Below are 16397 nucleotides of genomic sequence, written 5' to 3'. Positions count from 1 at the left end.
TCAGGGCTCCTTGGGGGTGACGGGCACTTGGTCGGTGGCGGTGGTGGTGTCGGTGTTGGCCGTGGCGGCGTCGAGGAACGCGGGGCGTTCGCCGCCGCCGTGCACCAGCAGGCTCGCGCCGGTGATGTAGGCGGCGGCGTCGGAGGCGAGGAAGACGGCGGCGGCGCCGATGTCGGCGGGTTCCGCGAGCCGGCCGAGGGGGACGGTCCCGGCGACGGCGGCGACGCCGTCGGGGCCGCCGTAGTGGAGGTGGGTGAGTTCGGTGCGGACCATGCCGGCGACGAGGGTGTTGACGCGGACCTCCGGGGCCCATTCGACGGCCATGGACCGGGCGAGGTTCTCCAGTCCGGCTTTGGCGGCGCCGTAGGCGGCGGTGCCGGGTGAGGGGCGGGTGCCGCTGACGCTGCCGATCATCACGATCGAGCCGCGGGTGCGCCGTAGCTGCTGGTAGGCGGCGAGGGAGGCGGTCAGTGGGGCGATCAGGTTCAGTTCGACGACCCGGGTGTGCCGGGTGGCGTCGGTGCCGGTGTCGGTGAGGCGGCGGAAGGGGGTGCCGCCCGCGTTGTTGACGAGGACGTCGAGTCGGGGCAGTGCGGTGAAGAAGTCCTGTACGGCGTCGGGGTCGCGCAGGTCGAGCGGGTGGAACTCGGTGCCGGGGAGCGGTGTCTCGGGTGGGCGGCGGGCGCAGATCACGACGTGGGCTCCGGCTGCGGCGAGGGCTCGGGCGATCCCGGCGCCGACGCCTCGGGTGCCGCCGGTGACGACGGCGAGGCGGTGGTGCAGAGGTGGGGTGGGGGTCGGGATGGGGGTGGGGGTCGGGGAGTTTTCCACAGGGCTGGGTGCCGGGTTTTCCACAGGGCCTCCCGCCGGGTCGCGGCTGCTGCTAGCTTCGAAGCGTCACACCTAACAAATGTTTGGTGGAATGGCGTCGAGTGTGAAGGTAGCTGATGCGTCGATGGGTGTCTCCACCTCGTCCCCGGAAAAGGGCGTCGCGCTGGTCACGGTCGACTACCCGCCGGTGAACGCGCTGCCGGTGGACGGCTGGTTCGCGCTGGCCGACGCGGTGCGCGGGGCGGGCCGCGACCCGGAGGTCCGGTGTGTGGTGCTGGCGGCCGAGGGGCGGGGGTTCAACGCGGGGGTGGACATCAAGGAGATACAGCGGCGCGGTCCGGCCGCCCTGACCGGCGCCAACCGGGGCTGTTTCGCGGCCTTCGCGGCGGTGTACGAGTGCGAGGTGCCGGTGGTGGCGGCGGTGCAGGGCCACTGTCTGGGCGGGGGCGTGGGTCTGGCGGGCAACGCCGATGTGGTGGTGGCGAGCGAGGACGCCCGCTTCGGGCTGCCCGAGCTGGACCGGGGCGCGCTGGGCGCGGCCACGCATCTGTCCCGGCTGGTCCCCCAGCATCTGATGCGCGCCCTGTACTACACCTCGCGCACGGTGAGCGCGGCCGAGCTGCGCGGACACGGCTCGGTGTGGCGGGTGGTGGACCGCGCGGAGCTGCGGGCGGCGGCGCTGGAGCTGGCGGGCGAGGTGGCCGCGAAGGACGGGGAGCTGCTGCGGCTGGCGAAGGCGGCGATCAACGGCATCGACCCGGTGGACGTCCGGCGCAGCTACCGCTTCGAGCAGGGCTTCACATACGAGGCGAGCGTGAGCGGGGTGGCGGACCGGGTGCGGAACACGTTCGACGGGGGCACGGGCGCGGTCGGCGGGGGCACGGGCACGGTCGGTGGGACGGAGCGCGCGGCGGGCGCGGCGGGAGCGGCGGAGGTCGGGCGGACCGGCGGCGGAGCCGAAGGTGGTGGGGGGCGATGACGGACAAGACGATGACGGCGGACGAGGCGGTCGCCCGGCTGGCCAGCGGGATGACCGTCGGTATCGGCGGCTGGGGTTCGCGTCGCAAACCGATGGCCCTGATCCGGGCGTTGCTGCGGACGGACGTCAGGGACCTGACGGTGGTCTCCTACGGCGGCCCGGACGTGGGGATGCTGGCCGCCGCGGGGCGGGTGCGGAAGCTGGTCGCGGCGTTCGTCACTCTCGACTCGATCCCGCTGGAGCCGCACTACCGGGCGGCGCGTGAGCGGGGCGCGTTCGAGCTGATGGAGATCGACGAGGCGATGTTCATGTGGGGGCTGCGCGCGGCGGCGAACCGGCTGCCGTTCCTGCCGGTGCGGGCGGGCATCGGCTCGGACGTGATGCGGGTCAACCCCGCGCTGAGAACGGTGACATCACCGTACGACGACGGCGAGACGTTCGTGGCGATGCCCGCGCTGCGGCTGGACGCGGCGCTGGTCCATGTCCACCGCGCGGACCGGCGGGGCAGCGGCGCGTATCTGGGGCCCGACCCGTACTTCGACGACCTGTTCTGCGCGGCGGCGGACACGGCGTATGTGTCGTGCGAGCGGATCGTGGACACGGCCGAGCTGACCGAGCAGGCGCCGCCGCAGGCTCTGCTGATCAAGCGGCACACGGTGACAGGGGTGGTCGAGGCCCCGTCGGGCGCGCATTTCACGTCCTGCCCGCCGGACTACGGGCGGGACGAGGAGATACAGCGGGCGTACGCGGGGGCGCGGTGGGGGGAGTTCCAGGAACGGTTCCTGGGCGGCGACGAGGCGGCGTACCGGGAGGCGGTGCGGGTGTGGCACGGGGAGCGGGCGCGGTGACGGCCGACGGTGGAGAGGGGGCCGGTGTGGGGGGCCTGGCGGACCGGGGCGACGGGCCCGGTGACGGGGCGGCGGCGGTGACGCGCGCCGAGTACTGCGTCGTGGCCTGCGCGGAGGCGTGGCGGGGTGCGGGCGAGATCCTGGCGAGTCCGATGGGGCTGATCCCGTCGGTGGGTGCCCGGCTGGCGCGGGCCACGTTCGCGCCGGAGCTGCTGCTGACGGACGGTGAGGCGCTGCTGGTCGAGGCGGACGGGAGTGTGGCGGGCTGGTTGCCGTACCGGCAGCATCTGGAGCTGGTCGCGGGCGGGCGGCGGCACGTGATGATGGGCGCGAGCCAGATCGACCGCTTCGGCAATCAGAACATCGCGTGCATCGGTGACTGGCACCGGCCGGACCGCCAGTTGCTGGGGGTGCGGGGCGCGCCGGTCAACACGCTGAACAATCCGACGAGTTACTGGATACCCCGGCACTCCCGGCGGGTGTTCGTGGAGCGGGTGGACCTGGTGTGCGGGGTGGGGTACGACCGGGCGGCCGGTGCCCGGTTCCACCGGCTGCCCCGGGTGGTGTCGAACCTGGGGGTGTTCGACTTCGCCACGCCGGACCGCTCGATGCGGCTGGCGGCCCGGCATCCGGGGGTGGCGGTGGCGGAGATCGTGGCGGCGACGGGCTTCGCCCTGACGATCCCGGACGAGGTGCCGTACACGCGTGACCCGACGGCGGAGGAGCTGCGGTTGATCCGTGCGGTGATCGACCCGGCGAACACGCGGGAGCGGGAGGTGGGGCGGTGACGCGGACGCTGGACACGGCGCTGACCCGGCTGGTGGGGGTCCGGCATCCGGTGGTCCAGACGGGGATGGGCTGGGTCGCGGGCCCCCGGCTGGTGTCGGCCACGGCGAACGCGGGCGCGCTGGGCGTCCTGGCGTCGGCGACGATGACGCCGGACCGGCTGCGGGCGGCGGTGCGGGAGGTGCGGTCGCGGACGTCGGCGCCGTTCGGGGTCAATCTGCGGGCGGACGCGGCGGACGCGGCGGAGCGGGTGCGGATCATCGTGGAGGAGGGCGTGCGGGTGGCGTCCTTCGCGCTGGCCCCGTCACCCGGGCTGATCGCCACGCTGAAGGAGGCGGGGGTGGTCGTGGTGCCCACCGTGGGGGCGCGGCGGCACGCCGAGAAGGTGGCGGCGTGGGGTGCGGACGCGGTGATCGTGCAGGGCGCGGAGGGCGGTGGGCACACCGGGGAGGTGGCGACGACGGTCCTGCTGCCGCAGGTGGTGGACGCGGTGGGGATACCGGTGGTGGCGGCCGGGGGGTTCTGCGACGGGCGGGGGCTGGTGGCGGCGCTGGCGTACGGGGCGGCGGGGATCGCGATGGGCACGCGCTTCCTGCTCACCTCGGACTCGACGGTCCCGGACGCGGTCAAGGCACGGTATCTGTCGGCGGGGGTCGGGGATGTCACGGTCACGCGTGCGGTGGACGGTCTCCCCCATCGGATGCTCCGCACGGACCTGGTGCGGGATCTGGAGCGCGCGGGCCGGGTGCGGGCCCTGCTCCGCGCGCTGCGTCACGCGGCGGCCTTCCGCCGGGTCTCCGGTCTCGGGCCGCGGGCGCTGCTGCACGACGGGCGGGCCCTGCGGCACGGCAAGGACCTCACCTGGGCGCAGGTGCTGCTGGCCGCCAGCACGCCGATGCTGCTCAAGGCGTCCATGGTGGACGGCGATCCGGACGCGGGGGTGATGGCCTCGGGCCAGGTGGCCGGTCTGATAGCCGACCTGCCGTCCTGCGAGGCCCTGATCACCCGCGTCATCGAGGAGGCCGACGCCATCCTGACGACCCTGACATCCCCTGAACTCCGCACGCCCCAACGTCCTTAGGGGTGGGGTGTCGTACGACGTGGGGGCGGCGGAGGTTGTCGTACGGCTGCCGGGCGGTGGGGGCCGATCGCGCAGTTCCCCGCGCCCCTTGGCACCGGCCTGGCACCCTCGCGTACGACGTGGGGGTCGGCGGAGGTTGTCGTACGGCTACCGGGCGGTGGGGGCCGATCGCGCAGTTCCCCGCGCCCCTTGGCACCGGCCTGGCACCCTCGCGTACGACGTGGGGGCGGCGGAGGTTGTCGTACGGCTGCCGGGCGGTGGGGGCCGATCGCGCAGTTCCCCGCGCCCCTTGGCACCGGCCAGGCACCCTCGCGTAGGACGTGGGGGTCGGCGGAGGTTGTCGTACGGCTGCCGGTCCGGTGGGGGCTGATCGCGCAGTTCCCCGCGCCCCTGGGGGGGTGACCCTCCCCATGCGGGCCAAGCGCACTCTCTCGTACGACGTGGGGGGCGGCAAAGGTGTCGTACGGGTACCGGTCCGGTGGGGGCTGGTCGCGCAGTTCCCCGCGCCCCTGGGGGGCGACCTTCCCCGTGCCGGTCAGGCGCACCCCCTAGGGGCGCGGGGAACTGCGCGATCGGCCACCTCCCACCCGCACCCGCCACAGAACCCGCACCCCCCCCCCACCCCCGACCGCGCCCCAAACCCCCGCGCCCGCGCCCGCGGCCCCCCGAACCGCCGTCCCTCAGATGCGCTCCACGATCGTCACGTTCGCCTGTCCGCCCCCCTCGCACATCGTCTGCAACCCGTACCGACCCCCCGTCCGCTCCAGCTCGTGTACCAGCGTCGTCATCAGCTTCGCTCCGGTCGCCCCCAGGGGATGGCCGAGTGCGATCGCGCCGCCGTTCACATTCACCCGTTCCGCGTCCGCGCCGGTCTCCTTCAGCCAGGCCAGCACCACCGGCGCGAACGCCTCGTTGATCTCGACCAGATCGATGTCGTCGATGCCCAGGCCGGTCTTCTTCAGGGCGTGGGCCGTCGCCGGTATGGGCGCGCTGAGCATCCGGATCGGGTCCTCGCCGCGGACGGAGAGGTGGTGGACCCGCGCGCGGGGCCGCAACCCGTGTTCGCGGACGGCCCGTTCCGAGGCGAGCAGCAGGGCCGCGGCGCCGTCGGAGACCTGGGAGGAGCAGGCGGCGGTGACGGTGCCGCCGTCGATGACCGGCTTGAGCGCGGCCATCTTCGCGAGGGAGGTGTCCCGGCGGGGCCCTTCGTCGGTGACGCACTCCCCGCAGGGGACGGTCTCGCGGGCGAAGCGGCCCTCGTCGATGGCGCGGACCGCCCGCTGATGGGAGCGCAGCGCGAACTCCTCCTGGTCCACGCGGCTGATACCCCATTTCGCGGCGATCATCTCGGCACCGGCGAACTGGTTGACGGGCCGGTCGCCGTAGCGGGCGCGCCAGCCCTCGCTTCCGGCGAAGGGTCCCTCGGTGAAGCCGAGCGGGGCGGCGGCCTGGCGGGTGGCGTAGGCGATGGGGATCTGCGACATGTTCTGCACGCCCCCGGCGACCACCAGGTCCTGGGTGCCGGACAGCACGCCCTGGGCGGCGAAGTGCAGGGCCTGCTGGGAGGACCCGCACTGGCGGTCGACGGTGACGCCAGGCACCTCCTCGGGAAGTCCGGCGGCCAGCCAGCAGGTGCGGGCGATGTCCCCGGCCTGGGGTCCGACGGTGTCCAGGCAGCCGAAGACGACGTCCTCGACGGCCGCCGGGTCCACCCCGGCCCGGTCCATCAGTTCCTTGAGCACCCGCGCGCCCAGGTCGGCCGGGTGGACCGCGCTGAGTCCTCCTCCGCGCCGCCCGACGGGTGTACGGACCGCTTCGACGATGTATGCCTCGGCCATGTCGGCTCCCTCACGTCCCCCCGTGCGGTGGGACAGTCGGCGACCCCGGGGCGGGGTCACTCGCGTACGGCGATCCCGTCCAGCACCATCGACAGATACTGGCGGGCGATCTCCTCGGGGCTGTGCTGTCCGCCGGGCCGGTACCAGGAGGCGGCGACCCAGACGGTGTCCCGGACGAACCGGTAGGTGAGCCGGATGTCGAGGTCGGCGCGGAAGACCCGGTCGGCGACGCCCCGCTCCAGCGTGGACAGCCAGGTGCGTTCGAACTTGCGCTGGGACTCGGCGAGGAACTCGAACCGTTCCTGGGCGGCGAGTTGGCGGGACTCCTTCTGGTAGATGGCGACGGCGGCGCGATGCCGGTCGATCTCCCGGAACGACTCGGTGACCAGCGCCTCCAGCGTCTCGCGGGGACCGAGCGTGGCGCCCAGTACACCGTCGTAGCCGTCCCACAGCTCGTCGAGGAAGCTGCGCAGGATCTCCTCCAGCATCGATTCCTTGGAGTCGAAGTGGTAGTAGAGGCTGCCCGCGAGCATCCCGGCCTCGTCGGCGATCTTGCGTACGGTCGTGGCGTTGTAGCCCTGCTCGGCGAACACCTCGGCGGCGGTGCGGAGCAGCTCGCGGCGCCGCTCGGGGGCGGCGGTCACCTGGGGCTTCTTCTTGTTCGGCACATACACATTGTGGTCCTGCACATGACGGGGCCGACGGGGCCGGGGCGTCTCGAGGGGTCAGGGGTGTCTGCTGCTGACGGAGACGACCTCGCCGGTGAGGTACGAGGAGTAGCCGGAGGCCAGGAAGACGATCACATTGGCGACCTCCCAGGGTTCGGCGTGGCGGCCGAACGCCTCGCGTGCGGTGAGGTCGGCGAGGAGTTCGGGGCTGGTGACCTTGGCGAGATGCGGGTGCAGGGCGAGGCTCGGGGCGACGGCGTTGACCCGGACGCCGTGTTCCACCGCCTCGATCGCGGCGCATCGGGTCAGGGCCATCACCCCGGCCTTGGCGGCGGCGTAGTGCGCCTGTCCGGCCTGGGCGCGCCAGCCGAGGACCGAGGCGTTGTTGACGACGACCCCGCCGGTGCCGGTGGCGCGGAAGATCCGCAGGGCGGCGCGCAGACAGCGGAAGGTGCCGTTCAGGGTGACGTCCAGGACGCGGGACCACTGGTCGTCGGTCATGTCGGCCAGCTCCGCCGTACCGCCGAGGCCGGCGTTGTTGACCACCACGTCCAGCCGCCCGTGCGTCTCCACGACCGCGTCGAACAGCGCCCGCACCTCGGCGTCGTCGGTGACATCGCAGCGTACGGCGGTGACCGCGGTGCCGAACTCGGCCGCCAGCTCGGCCTCGTGGTCCTTGAGGCGCCGCGCGTGGGCGTCGCTGACGACGACCCGGGCGCCCTCCTCCAGCAGCCGCCGGGCGGTCGCCCCGCCGATTCCGGCCCCGGCCGCCGCCGTCACCACCGCCGTACGACCGGCCAGCAGGCCGTGACCTGGGACGTAGGCGGGACTCTCGACGTCTGTCATAGCCCCACGGTAATCTACCAAACACTTGTTAGGGAAGGACCTCCGTGGATCTCACCCACTCCCCCGCCGACGAAGCGTTCCGCGCCGAAGCCCGCGCCTGGCTCCGCGCCCACGTGCCCCGCGCCCCGCTGCCCTCCCTGGAGACCGCCGACGGCTTCGCGGCGCACCGCGCGTGGGAGGCCGAACTCGCCGCCGACCGCTGGTCGGTGGTGTCCTGGCCGGTCGAGTACGGCGGACGGGACGCCGGTCTGATGCGCTGGCTGGTGTTCGAGGAGGAGTACTGGGCGGCGGACGCCCCGGGCCGGGTCGGGCAGAACGGGATCGCGCTGCTCGCCCCGACCCTGCTCGACCACGGCACACCGCAGCAGCGCGCGCGGGTACTGCCCCCGATGGCGACCGGCGAGGTGGTGTGGGCGCAGGCGTGGTCCGAGCCGGACGCGGGCTCGGACCTGGCGGCGCTGCGCGCGCGGGCCCGCCGTACGGACGGCGGCTGGCTGCTGTCCGGGCACAAGACCTGGTCGTCCCGCGCGGCCTTCGCCGATCGCGCGTTCGGCCTGTTCCGCAGTGACCCCGACACGCCGAAACCCCATCAGGGCCTGACCTATGTGATGTTCGACCTGCGGGCGCCGGGCGTCACGGTCCGTCCGATCGCCCGGCTGGACGGCCGCCCGGCGTTCGCCGAGATCTTCCTCGACGAGGTCTTCGTCCCGGACGAGGAGGTGATCGGCGAGCCCGGCCAGGGCTGGCGGATCGCCATGTCCACCGCCGCCAACGAGCGCGGACTGACCCTGCGCTCCCCCGGCCGCTTCCTCGCCGCGGCCGACCGGCTGGCCGCGCTCTGGCGGGCGCGGGGCAGCCCCGCCGTGCACCGCGCGCGGGTGGCCGAAGCGCTGACCGGCGCCCGCGCGTACCAACTGTTCACCTACGCCGCCGCGACCCGGTTCCTGGACGGCGAGCCGTTCGGCCCGGAGTCCAGCCTGAACAAGGTGTTCTGGTCGGAGCTGGATATCGCGCTCACCGAGACGGCCCTCGATCTGCTCGGCGAGGACGGCGAGTCCGCCGCCACGGACTGGGCGGAGCGGTACGTCTTCGCGCTGGCCGGGCCGATCTACGCGGGCACCAACGAGATCCAGCGGGACATCGTCGCCGAGCGGCTGCTCGGCCTGGAGAGGGGACGCCGCTGATGCGTCTGCGCCCGGACCCCGAGCAGCGTGCCTTCGCCGCCTCCCTCGGCACCCTGCTGACCAAGGCCGACACGCCCGCCGTGATCCGGGAGTGGAGCCGGGGCGCGCACCCGCGCGGACGCGCCCTGTGGTCCCGTATCGCCGACGCGGGCGTGTTCGCGCTGGCCGTCCCGGAGGCGTACGGCGGTCTCGGCGCCCGGCCCGCCGATCTGGCCGTCGCCTTCACCGAACTGGGCCGCCACGCCGTACCGGGGCCGCTGGTGGAGACGGTCGCCGCCGCCGCGCTGCTGACCGCGCTGCCCGATCCCGGCCCCGCCGGGCGGCTGCTGCCCGCGCTGGCCCGGGGCGAGACCCTGGCGACGCTCGCACCGCCCGGGTCGGGGTACGCCCTCGACGGGGACGCGGCCGATCTGCGTCTCGCGCTCTCGCCGGACGCCCTGCGCGCGGCGCCCGGTCACGGCCCGGTCAGCCCGTCCCTGGACCCGGCCCGGCGCCGCACCCCGCTGCTGCCCGGCGGTGAACTGCTCGCCGCCGACCCGCCGCTGGCCACGGCCGTGTCCTGGGCCCGGCTCGCCACCGCCGCCCAGGCCCTCGGTGTCGGCCTCGCCCTGCTGGACCGCACGGTCGAACAAGTCAAGGCGCGCCGCCAGTTCGGGGTGCCGATCGGTTCCTTCCAGAGCGTCAAGCACCGGCTGGCGGACGCGCGGATCGCCCTGGACTTCGCCGCCCCGCTCGTCCTCGGCGCCGCCCTCACCATGGCACCGGCCGACCTCGCCGCCGCCAAGGCGAGAGCCTGCGAGGCGGCGTACACGACGGCCCGTACGGCGCTGCATCTGCATGGCGCGCTGGGCTACACGGCGGAGTACGACCTGTCGCTGTGGCTGCTGAAGGCACGGGCGCTGCGGGGGGCGTGGGGGACGCCCGAGGAGTGCGTGACGGCGGTACTGGACGGGCACGGCGACGGGCACGGCGGCGGGCACGGCCCGGACCAGGGACAACAAAGCGGCGCCTGCCCCTAGTCCGGTCGGGGACGAGGCAGACGCCGTCTGCGGGTGGTCGGGGGGACATCCCTGGAGCGCCCCAGGAACGTCCCCCGGACATCCCGCCCGTACGCCGTTGTACGGGAGGTCTGAAGGAGGCTCAGGACGGACCCGCAGGCCCTGTCCTCAGACCACTCAGGTCATTCGAGTCGTTCGGGTCACCCTGGCGCCCAAGGCCACCCAGGTCACCCCGGACCACTTGGGCCCCCGGTCACCCAGAGTCGCCCAAGTCACCGGCGTCACACCACCAACGCCCGATCCGTAGGCCGAACAGGCGCGGGCAGCTCACTCACCCCCGTGAGGAACCGATCCACCCCCCGCGCGGCCGACCGCCCCTCGGCGATCGCCCACACGATGAGCGACTGCCCCCGCCCGGCGTCCCCGGCGACGAAGACACCCGGCACAGTGGTCTGGTACTCCCCGTCCCGCGCGATGTTCCCCCGCGCGTCGAGGTCAAGACCGAACTGCTCGACCAGCCCGTTCTCCGTGTCGGTGCCGGTGAAGCCCATGGCGAGGGTGACCAGCTGGGCCGGGATCTTCCGCTCGGTGCCCGGCTTCTGGGTGAGCCCGCCGTCCACGAACTCGACCTCGGCCAGATGCAGCCACTGCACGTTCCCGTCCTCGTCGCCCTCGAAGTGGGTGGTGGAGACGGAGTAGACCCGCTCGCCGCCCTCCTCGTGCGCGGAGGTGACCTTGTAGAGGAGCGGGAAGGTGGGCCAGGGCTGGGAGACCGGGTGCCGGTCGTCGTTGGGGCGGGGCATGATCTCCAGCTGGGTCACCGACGCGGCGCCCTGCCGGTGGGCGGTGCCCACGCAGTCGGCGCCGGTGTCGCCGCCGCCGATGACGACGACGTGCTTGCCGGCGGCGGTGATCGGCGGGGCGACGTAGTCGCCCTCCTGGACCTTGTTGGCGAGCGGCAGGTACTCCATGGCCTGGTGGATGCCGGTCAGCTCGCGGCCGGGGACGGGCAGGTCACGGGCGGTGGTGGCGCCGACGGCGAGGACGACGGCGTCGTAGCGCTTCTTCAGGTCGCCGGCCTTCAGGTCGCGGCCGATCTCGACGCCGGTGCGGAACCGGGTGCCCTCCGCGCGCATCTGCTCGATACGGCGGTTGATGTGCCGCTTCTCCATCTTGAACTCGGGGATGCCGTAGCGCAGCAGGCCGCCGACGCGGTCGGCGCGCTCGTAGACGGCGACCGTGTGCCCGGCCCGGGTGAGCTGCTGGGCGGCGGCGAGTCCGGCCGGGCCCGAGCCGATCACGGCGACGGTCTTGCCGGACAGCCGCTCGGGGATCTGCGGGGCGACCTCGCCGGTCTCCCACGCCTTGTCGATGATGGAGACCTCGACGTTCTTGATGGTGACGGCGGGCTGGTTGATGCCGAGGACGCACGCCGACTCGCAGGGCGCCGGGCACAGACGGCCGGTGAACTCGGGGAAGTTGTTGGTGGCGTGCAGCCGCTCGGAGGCCGCCGCCCAGTCCTCGCGGTAGGCGTAGTCGTTCCACTCGGGGATCAGGTTCCCGAGCGGACAGCCGTTGTGGCAGAACGGGATGCCGCAGTCCATGCAGCGCCCGGCCTGCTTGCTGATGATCGGCAGCAGGGAGCCGGGGACGTAGACCTCGTTCCAGTCCCGCAGCCGGACGTCGACCGGGCGGGAGGTGGCGGTCTCACGGCCGTGGTTCAGGAAGCCCTTCGGGTCAGCCATGGGTCGCCGCCTCCATCATCTTCTCGGTGATCTCGGTCTCGGAGAGACCCGCTCGCTCGGCGGCGTCCTTGGCGGCGAGCACTGCCTTGTACGTACTGGGGATGATCTTGCTGAACCGGGCGGCGGCGGCCGGCCAGTCGGCGAGCAGCTTCCCGGCGACGGTGGAGCCGGTCTCCTCGGCGTGGCGGCGCACCACGTCGTGCAGCCAGTCCCGGTCGTCGTCGGTGAGGGCTTCGACGGCGGCCTGGTTGCCGGTGTTGACGTTGTCCCGGTCGAGGTCGATGACGTAGGCGACGCCGCCGGACATGCCCGCCGCGAAGTTGCGGCCGGTCTCGCCGAGGACGACGGCGTGGCCGCCGGTCATGTACTCGCAGCCGTGGTCGCCGACGCCCTCGGAGACCACCAGCGCGCCGGAGTTGCGGACGCAGAAGCGTTCGCCGACCTTGCCGCGCAGGAACAGCTCACCGCCGGTGGCGCCGTAGGCGAGGGTGTTGCCCGCGATGGTGGAGTACTCGGCGAGGTGGTCGGCGCCCCGGTCGGGGCGGACGATGACCCGGCCGCCGGACAGGCCCTTGCCGACGTAGTCGTTGGCGTCGCCCTCGAGGCGCAGGGTGACTCCGCGGGGCAGGAAGGCGCCGAAGGACTGGCCCGCGCTGCCGGTGAAGGTGATGTCGACGGTGTCGTCGGGGAGTCCGGCGCCGCCGAACTTCTTGGTGACCTCGTGGCCGAGCATGGTGCCGACCGTGCGGTTGATGTTGCGGATGGCGACCTGGGCGCGCACCGGCTGGGCGTCGGCGGCCGAGTCGGCGGCCAGCGCGTCGGCGGCGAGCTTGATCAGCTCGTTGTCGAGGGCCTTGGCGAGGCCGTGGTCCTGCTCGATCAGCTGATGGCGGACGGCGCCCTCGGGCAGGTCGGGGACGTGGAACAGCGGGGCGAGTTCCAGGCCCTGGGCCTTCCAGTGGTCGACGGCCCGGGTGACGTCGAGGACCTCGGCGTGGCCGACGGCCTCCTCGATGGTGCGGAAGCCGAGTTCGGCGAGGAGTTCGCGGACCTCTTCGGCGATGAAGGTGAAGAAGTTGACGACGTGCTCGGCCTTGCCTGCGAACCGGTCGCGCAGCACCGGGTTCTGGGTGGCGATGCCGACCGGGCAGGTGTCCAGGTGGCAGACGCGCATCATGACGCAGCCGGACACCACGAGCGGCGCGGTGGCGAAGCCGAACTCCTCGGCGCCGAGCAGCGCGGCGATGACGACGTCCCGGCCGGTCTTGAGCTGGCCGTCGGTCTGGACGACGATCCGGTCGCGCAGGCCGTTGAGCAGCAGGGTCTGCTGGGTCTCGGCGAGGCCGAGTTCCCAGGGGCCGCCCGCGTGCTTGAGGGAGGTGAGCGGGGAGGCGCCGGTGCCGCCGTCGTGCCCGGAGATCAGGACGACGTCGGCGTGCGCCTTGGAGACTCCGGCGGCGACGGTGCCGACACCGACCTCGGAGACCAGCTTGACGTGGATGCGCGCCGTCGGGTTGGCGTTCTTCAGGTCGTGGATCAGCTGGGCGAGGTCTTCGATGGAGTAGATGTCGTGGTGCGGGGGCGGCGAGATGAGGCCGACGCCGGGCGTGGAGTGCCGGGTCTTGGCGACCCAGGGGTAGACCTTGTGGCCGGGGAGCTGGCCGCCCTCGCCGGGCTTGGCGCCCTGGGCCATCTTGATCTGGATGTCGTCGGCGTTGACCAGGTACTCGGAGGTGACGCCGAAGCGGCCGGAGGCGACCTGCTTGATGGCGGAGCGGCGGGCGGGGTCGTAGAGCCGCTCCGGGTCCTCGCCGCCCTCGCCGGTGTTGGACTTGCCGCCGAGCTGGTTCATGGCGATGGCGAGGGTCTCGTGGGCCTCGCGGGAGATGGAGCCGTAGGACATGGCTCCGGTGGAGAACCGCTTGACGATCTCGGAGACCGGCTCGACCTCGTCCACCGGGATGGCGGGGCGGTCGGAGGTGAAGCCGAAGAGGCCGCGCAGTGTCATCAGCCGCTCGGACTGCTCGTTCACGCGCTCGGTGTACTTCTTGAAGATGTCGTAGCGGGCGGTGCGGGTGGAGTGCTGGAGGCGGAAGACCGTCTCGGGGTCGAAGAGGTGCGGCTCGCCCTCGCGGCGCCACTGGTACTCGCCCCCTATCTCCAGGGCGCGGTGCGCGGGCGCGATACCGGAGGCGGGGTACGCCTTGGCGTGCCGGGCGGCGACCTCCTGGGCGACGACGCCGAGTCCGATGCCGCCGATCTTGGAGGTGGTGCCGTTGAAGTACTTCTCGACCAGGGCCGCTTCGAGCCCGACGGCCTCGAAGACCTGGGCGCCCCGGTAGGAGGCGACGGTGGAGATGCCCATCTTGGACATCACCTTGAGGACGCCCTTGCCAAGCGCGTAGATCAGATTGCGGATGGCCTGCTCGGGCTCCATGCCGGGCAGGAAGGTCCCGGCGCGGACCAGGTCCTCGACGGACTCCATGGCCAGATACGGGTTGACGGCGGCGGCGCCGTAGCCGATGAGCAGGGCGACGTGGTGGACCTCGCGGACGTCCCCGGCCTCGACCAGCAGGCCCACGTGGGTGCGCTGCTTGGTGCGGATGAGGTGGTGGTGGACGGCGGCGGTGAGCAGCAGCGACGGCATCGGGGCGTGCTCGGCGTCGGAGTGCCGGTCGGAGAGCACGATGAGCCGGGCGCCGTTCTCGATGGCGGCGTCGGCCTCGGCGCAGATCTCCTCGATCCGGGCGGCGAGGGCGTCGCCGCCGCCGTGCACCCGGTAGAGGCCGGAGAGGGTGGCGGCCTTGAAGCCGGGCATGTCGCCGTCGGCGTTGATGTGGATGAGCTTGGCCAGCTCGTCGTTGTCGATCACCGGGAAGGGCAGGGTGACCGTGCGACAGGACGCGGACGTCAGGTCGAGGAGGTTGGCGGAGGGGCCCAGCGGGGAGCGCAGCGAGGTGACCAGCTCTTCCCGGATGGCGTCCAGGGGCGGGTTGGTGACCTGCGCGAACAGCTGGGTGAAGTAGTCGAACAGCAGCCGGGGGCGCTCGGAGAGGGCGGCGATCGGCGAGTCGGTGCCCATGGAGCCGATGGGTTCGGCGCCGGCCTTCGCCATCGGGGCGAGGATGACCCGCAGTTCCTCCTCGGTGTAGCCGAAGGTCTGCTGACGGCGGGTCACGGAGGCGTGGGTGTGCACGATGTGCTCGCGCTCGGGCAGGTCGCCCAGCTCGATCTCCCCGGCGTCCAGCCACTCGGCGTAGGGCTGGTCGGCGGCGAGGGCGGCCTTGATCTCGTCGTCCTCGATGATGCGGTGCTCGGCGGTGTCGACGAGGAACATGCGGCCGGGCTGGAGGCGGCCCTTGCGGACCACCTTGGCGGGGTCGATGTCGAGGACGCCGACCTCGGAGCCGAGGACGACGAGTCCGTCGTCGGTGACCCAGTAGCGGCCGGGGCGCAGTCCGTTGCGGTCGAGGACCGCGCCGACCTGGGTGCCGTCGGTGAAGGTGACGCAGGCCGGGCCGTCCCAGGGCTCCATCAGGGTGGCGTGGAACTGGTAGAAGGCGCGGCGGGCCGGGTCCATGGAGTCATGGTTCTCCCATGCCTCCGGGATCATCATCAGCACCGAGTGGGGCAGGGAGCGTCCGCCGAGGTGGAGCAGTTCCAGGACCTCGTCGAAGGACGCGGAGTCGGAGGCGGCGGGGGTGCAGACGGGGAAGATCCGCTCCAGCGCGCGGTCGCCGAACAGGTCGGAGACGAGCTGGGACTCACGGGCGCGCATCCAGTTGCGGTTGCCCATGACGGTGTTGATCTCACCGTTGTGGGCGACGAACCGGTACGGGTGGGCGAGCGGCCAGGACGGGAAGGTGTTGGTGGAGAACCGGGAGTGGACCAGGGCGATGGCGGAGGCGAAGCGCCGGTCGGACAGGTCCGGGAAGAAGGGCTCCAGCTGGCCGGTGGTCAGCATGCCCTTGTAGACGATGGTCCGCGCGGACAGCGACGGGAAGTACACATCGGCCTCGCGCTCGGCGCGCTTGCGCAGCACGAACGCCTTGCGGTCGAGGTCGATGCCGGTCGAGGAGCCGTCGGTGACGAACAGCTGCCGGAAGACGGGCATCGTGGAGCGGGCGGTGGCGCCGAGGAGCTGGGGGGCGACGGGGACCTCGCGCCAGCCGAGGACGGTCAGGCCCTCGTCGGCGGCGATCGTCTCGATATGCGAGACGGCGGCGTCGGTGGTGGCCTCCGGGAGGAAGGCGATACCGACGGCGTACGCTCCGGCCTCGGGCAGCTGGAATCCGGCCACCTCACGGAGGAAGGCATCGGGCACCTGGGAGAGGATGCCGGCCCCGTCGCCGGAGTCCGGCTCGGAGCCGGTGGCACCGCGGTGCTCCAGGTTCCGCAGTACCGTCAGGGCCTGTTCCACCAGCGTATGGCTGGCCTCGCCAGTGAGGGTGGCCACGAAACCGACGCCGCACGCGTCGTGCTCATTGCGGGGGTCGTACATTCCCTGCGCGGCAGGGCGAGCATCCATGAAGGACCACTTCTGGCCAGTCGTGGAGTGCTGGGACGGCTGGTGCGGCGTACGCATCGGCTCTC

12 protein-coding genes are annotated in these 16397 nt (G+C 72.8%); 6 read left to right on the top strand and 6 right to left on the bottom strand.

Annotated elements, in window-relative coordinates; translation table 11 throughout:
• Complete coding sequence (locus AB0D49_RS16555; RefSeq protein WP_362757768.1) at nucleotides 1-783, bottom strand: SDR family oxidoreductase; 783 nt, start codon at nucleotides 781-783, stop codon at nucleotides 1-3.
• A 172-nt stretch (nucleotides 784-955) separates the two neighbouring features.
• Here AB0D49_RS16555 and AB0D49_RS16550 point away from each other — a divergent pair, with 172 nt between their 5' ends.
• The 4 genes from AB0D49_RS16550 to AB0D49_RS16535 all read left to right on the top strand — a co-directional run bounded on the left by AB0D49_RS16550 (nucleotide 956) and on the right by AB0D49_RS16535 (nucleotide 4525).
• The gene (locus tag AB0D49_RS16550) at nucleotides 956-1810 is read left to right on the top strand and encodes an enoyl-CoA hydratase family protein (protein WP_362757555.1); all 855 of its coding nucleotides are present in this window, start codon (nucleotides 956-958) and stop codon (nucleotides 1808-1810) included.
• On the top strand, nucleotides 1807-2658 hold the full coding sequence (locus AB0D49_RS16545; RefSeq protein WP_362757553.1) for a CoA-transferase: 852 nt from the start codon (nucleotides 1807-1809) through the stop codon (nucleotides 2656-2658). Before AB0D49_RS16550 ends, AB0D49_RS16545 begins: the two co-directional genes overlap by 4 nt.
• Nucleotides 2659-2735: 77 nt before the next feature.
• On the top strand, nucleotides 2736-3446 hold the full coding sequence (locus AB0D49_RS16540) for a CoA-transferase (protein WP_362757766.1): 711 nt from the start codon (nucleotides 2736-2738) through the stop codon (nucleotides 3444-3446).
• A gap of 8 nt (nucleotides 3447-3454) precedes the next feature.
• Nucleotides 3455-4525 carry a nitronate monooxygenase gene (locus AB0D49_RS16535; RefSeq protein WP_362757764.1) on the top strand — a complete coding sequence of 357 codons (1071 nt, stop codon included), beginning with the start codon at nucleotides 3455-3457 and terminating at the stop codon, nucleotides 4523-4525.
• A gap of 680 nt (nucleotides 4526-5205) precedes the next feature.
• Here the strand turns inward: AB0D49_RS16535 and AB0D49_RS16530 are convergent.
• Genes AB0D49_RS16530 through AB0D49_RS16520 form a run of 3 tightly spaced genes read right to left on the bottom strand, consistent with a single transcriptional unit; the run spans nucleotide 5206 to nucleotide 7877 of the window.
• Nucleotides 5206-6363, bottom strand: coding sequence for an acetyl-CoA C-acetyltransferase (locus tag AB0D49_RS16530; protein WP_362757551.1), 1158 nt, complete (start codon nucleotides 6361-6363; stop codon nucleotides 5206-5208).
• Between the two features lie 56 nt (nucleotides 6364-6419).
• Complete coding sequence (locus AB0D49_RS16525; protein WP_362757549.1) at nucleotides 6420-7031, bottom strand: TetR/AcrR family transcriptional regulator; 612 nt, start codon at nucleotides 7029-7031, stop codon at nucleotides 6420-6422.
• Nucleotides 7032-7088: 57 nt separating this feature from the next.
• Nucleotides 7089-7877 (bottom strand): SDR family oxidoreductase, encoded by a 789-nt coding sequence (locus tag AB0D49_RS16520; RefSeq protein ID WP_362757547.1) that lies wholly within the window; start codon nucleotides 7875-7877, stop codon nucleotides 7089-7091.
• A gap of 44 nt (nucleotides 7878-7921) precedes the next feature.
• Here AB0D49_RS16520 and AB0D49_RS16515 point away from each other — a divergent pair, with 44 nt between their 5' ends.
• Nucleotides 7922-9061 carry an acyl-CoA dehydrogenase family protein gene (locus AB0D49_RS16515; protein WP_362757545.1) on the top strand — a complete coding sequence of 380 codons (1140 nt, stop codon included), beginning with the start codon at nucleotides 7922-7924 and terminating at the stop codon, nucleotides 9059-9061.
• On the top strand, nucleotides 9061-10080 hold the full coding sequence (locus AB0D49_RS16510; RefSeq protein WP_362757543.1) for an acyl-CoA dehydrogenase family protein: 1020 nt from the start codon (nucleotides 9061-9063) through the stop codon (nucleotides 10078-10080). The genes AB0D49_RS16515 and AB0D49_RS16510 overlap by 1 nt, the downstream gene beginning before the upstream one ends.
• A 260-nt stretch (nucleotides 10081-10340) precedes the next feature.
• On the opposite strand, the gene AB0D49_RS16505 is transcribed toward AB0D49_RS16510, so the two are convergent.
• A complete protein-coding gene (locus AB0D49_RS16505; RefSeq protein WP_362757541.1) occupies nucleotides 10341-11804 on the bottom strand; it encodes a glutamate synthase subunit beta in 1464 nt (487 codons plus the stop codon).
• Nucleotides 11797-16389, bottom strand: coding sequence for a glutamate synthase large subunit (gltB, locus tag AB0D49_RS16500; protein ID WP_362757763.1), 4593 nt, complete (start codon nucleotides 16387-16389; stop codon nucleotides 11797-11799). Before gltB ends, AB0D49_RS16505 begins: the two co-directional genes overlap by 8 nt.
• Between the last annotated feature and the right edge of the window lie 8 nt (nucleotides 16390-16397).

Origin of the sequence: Streptomyces sp. NPDC048290 (assembly GCF_040652095.1) — a bacterium.
In the GTDB taxonomy this organism is placed as follows: domain Bacteria; phylum Actinomycetota; class Actinomycetes; order Streptomycetales; family Streptomycetaceae; genus Streptomyces.
The sequence above is the reverse complement of the archived record's forward strand: the minus strand, read 5'-3'. Positions and strand labels throughout refer to the sequence as shown.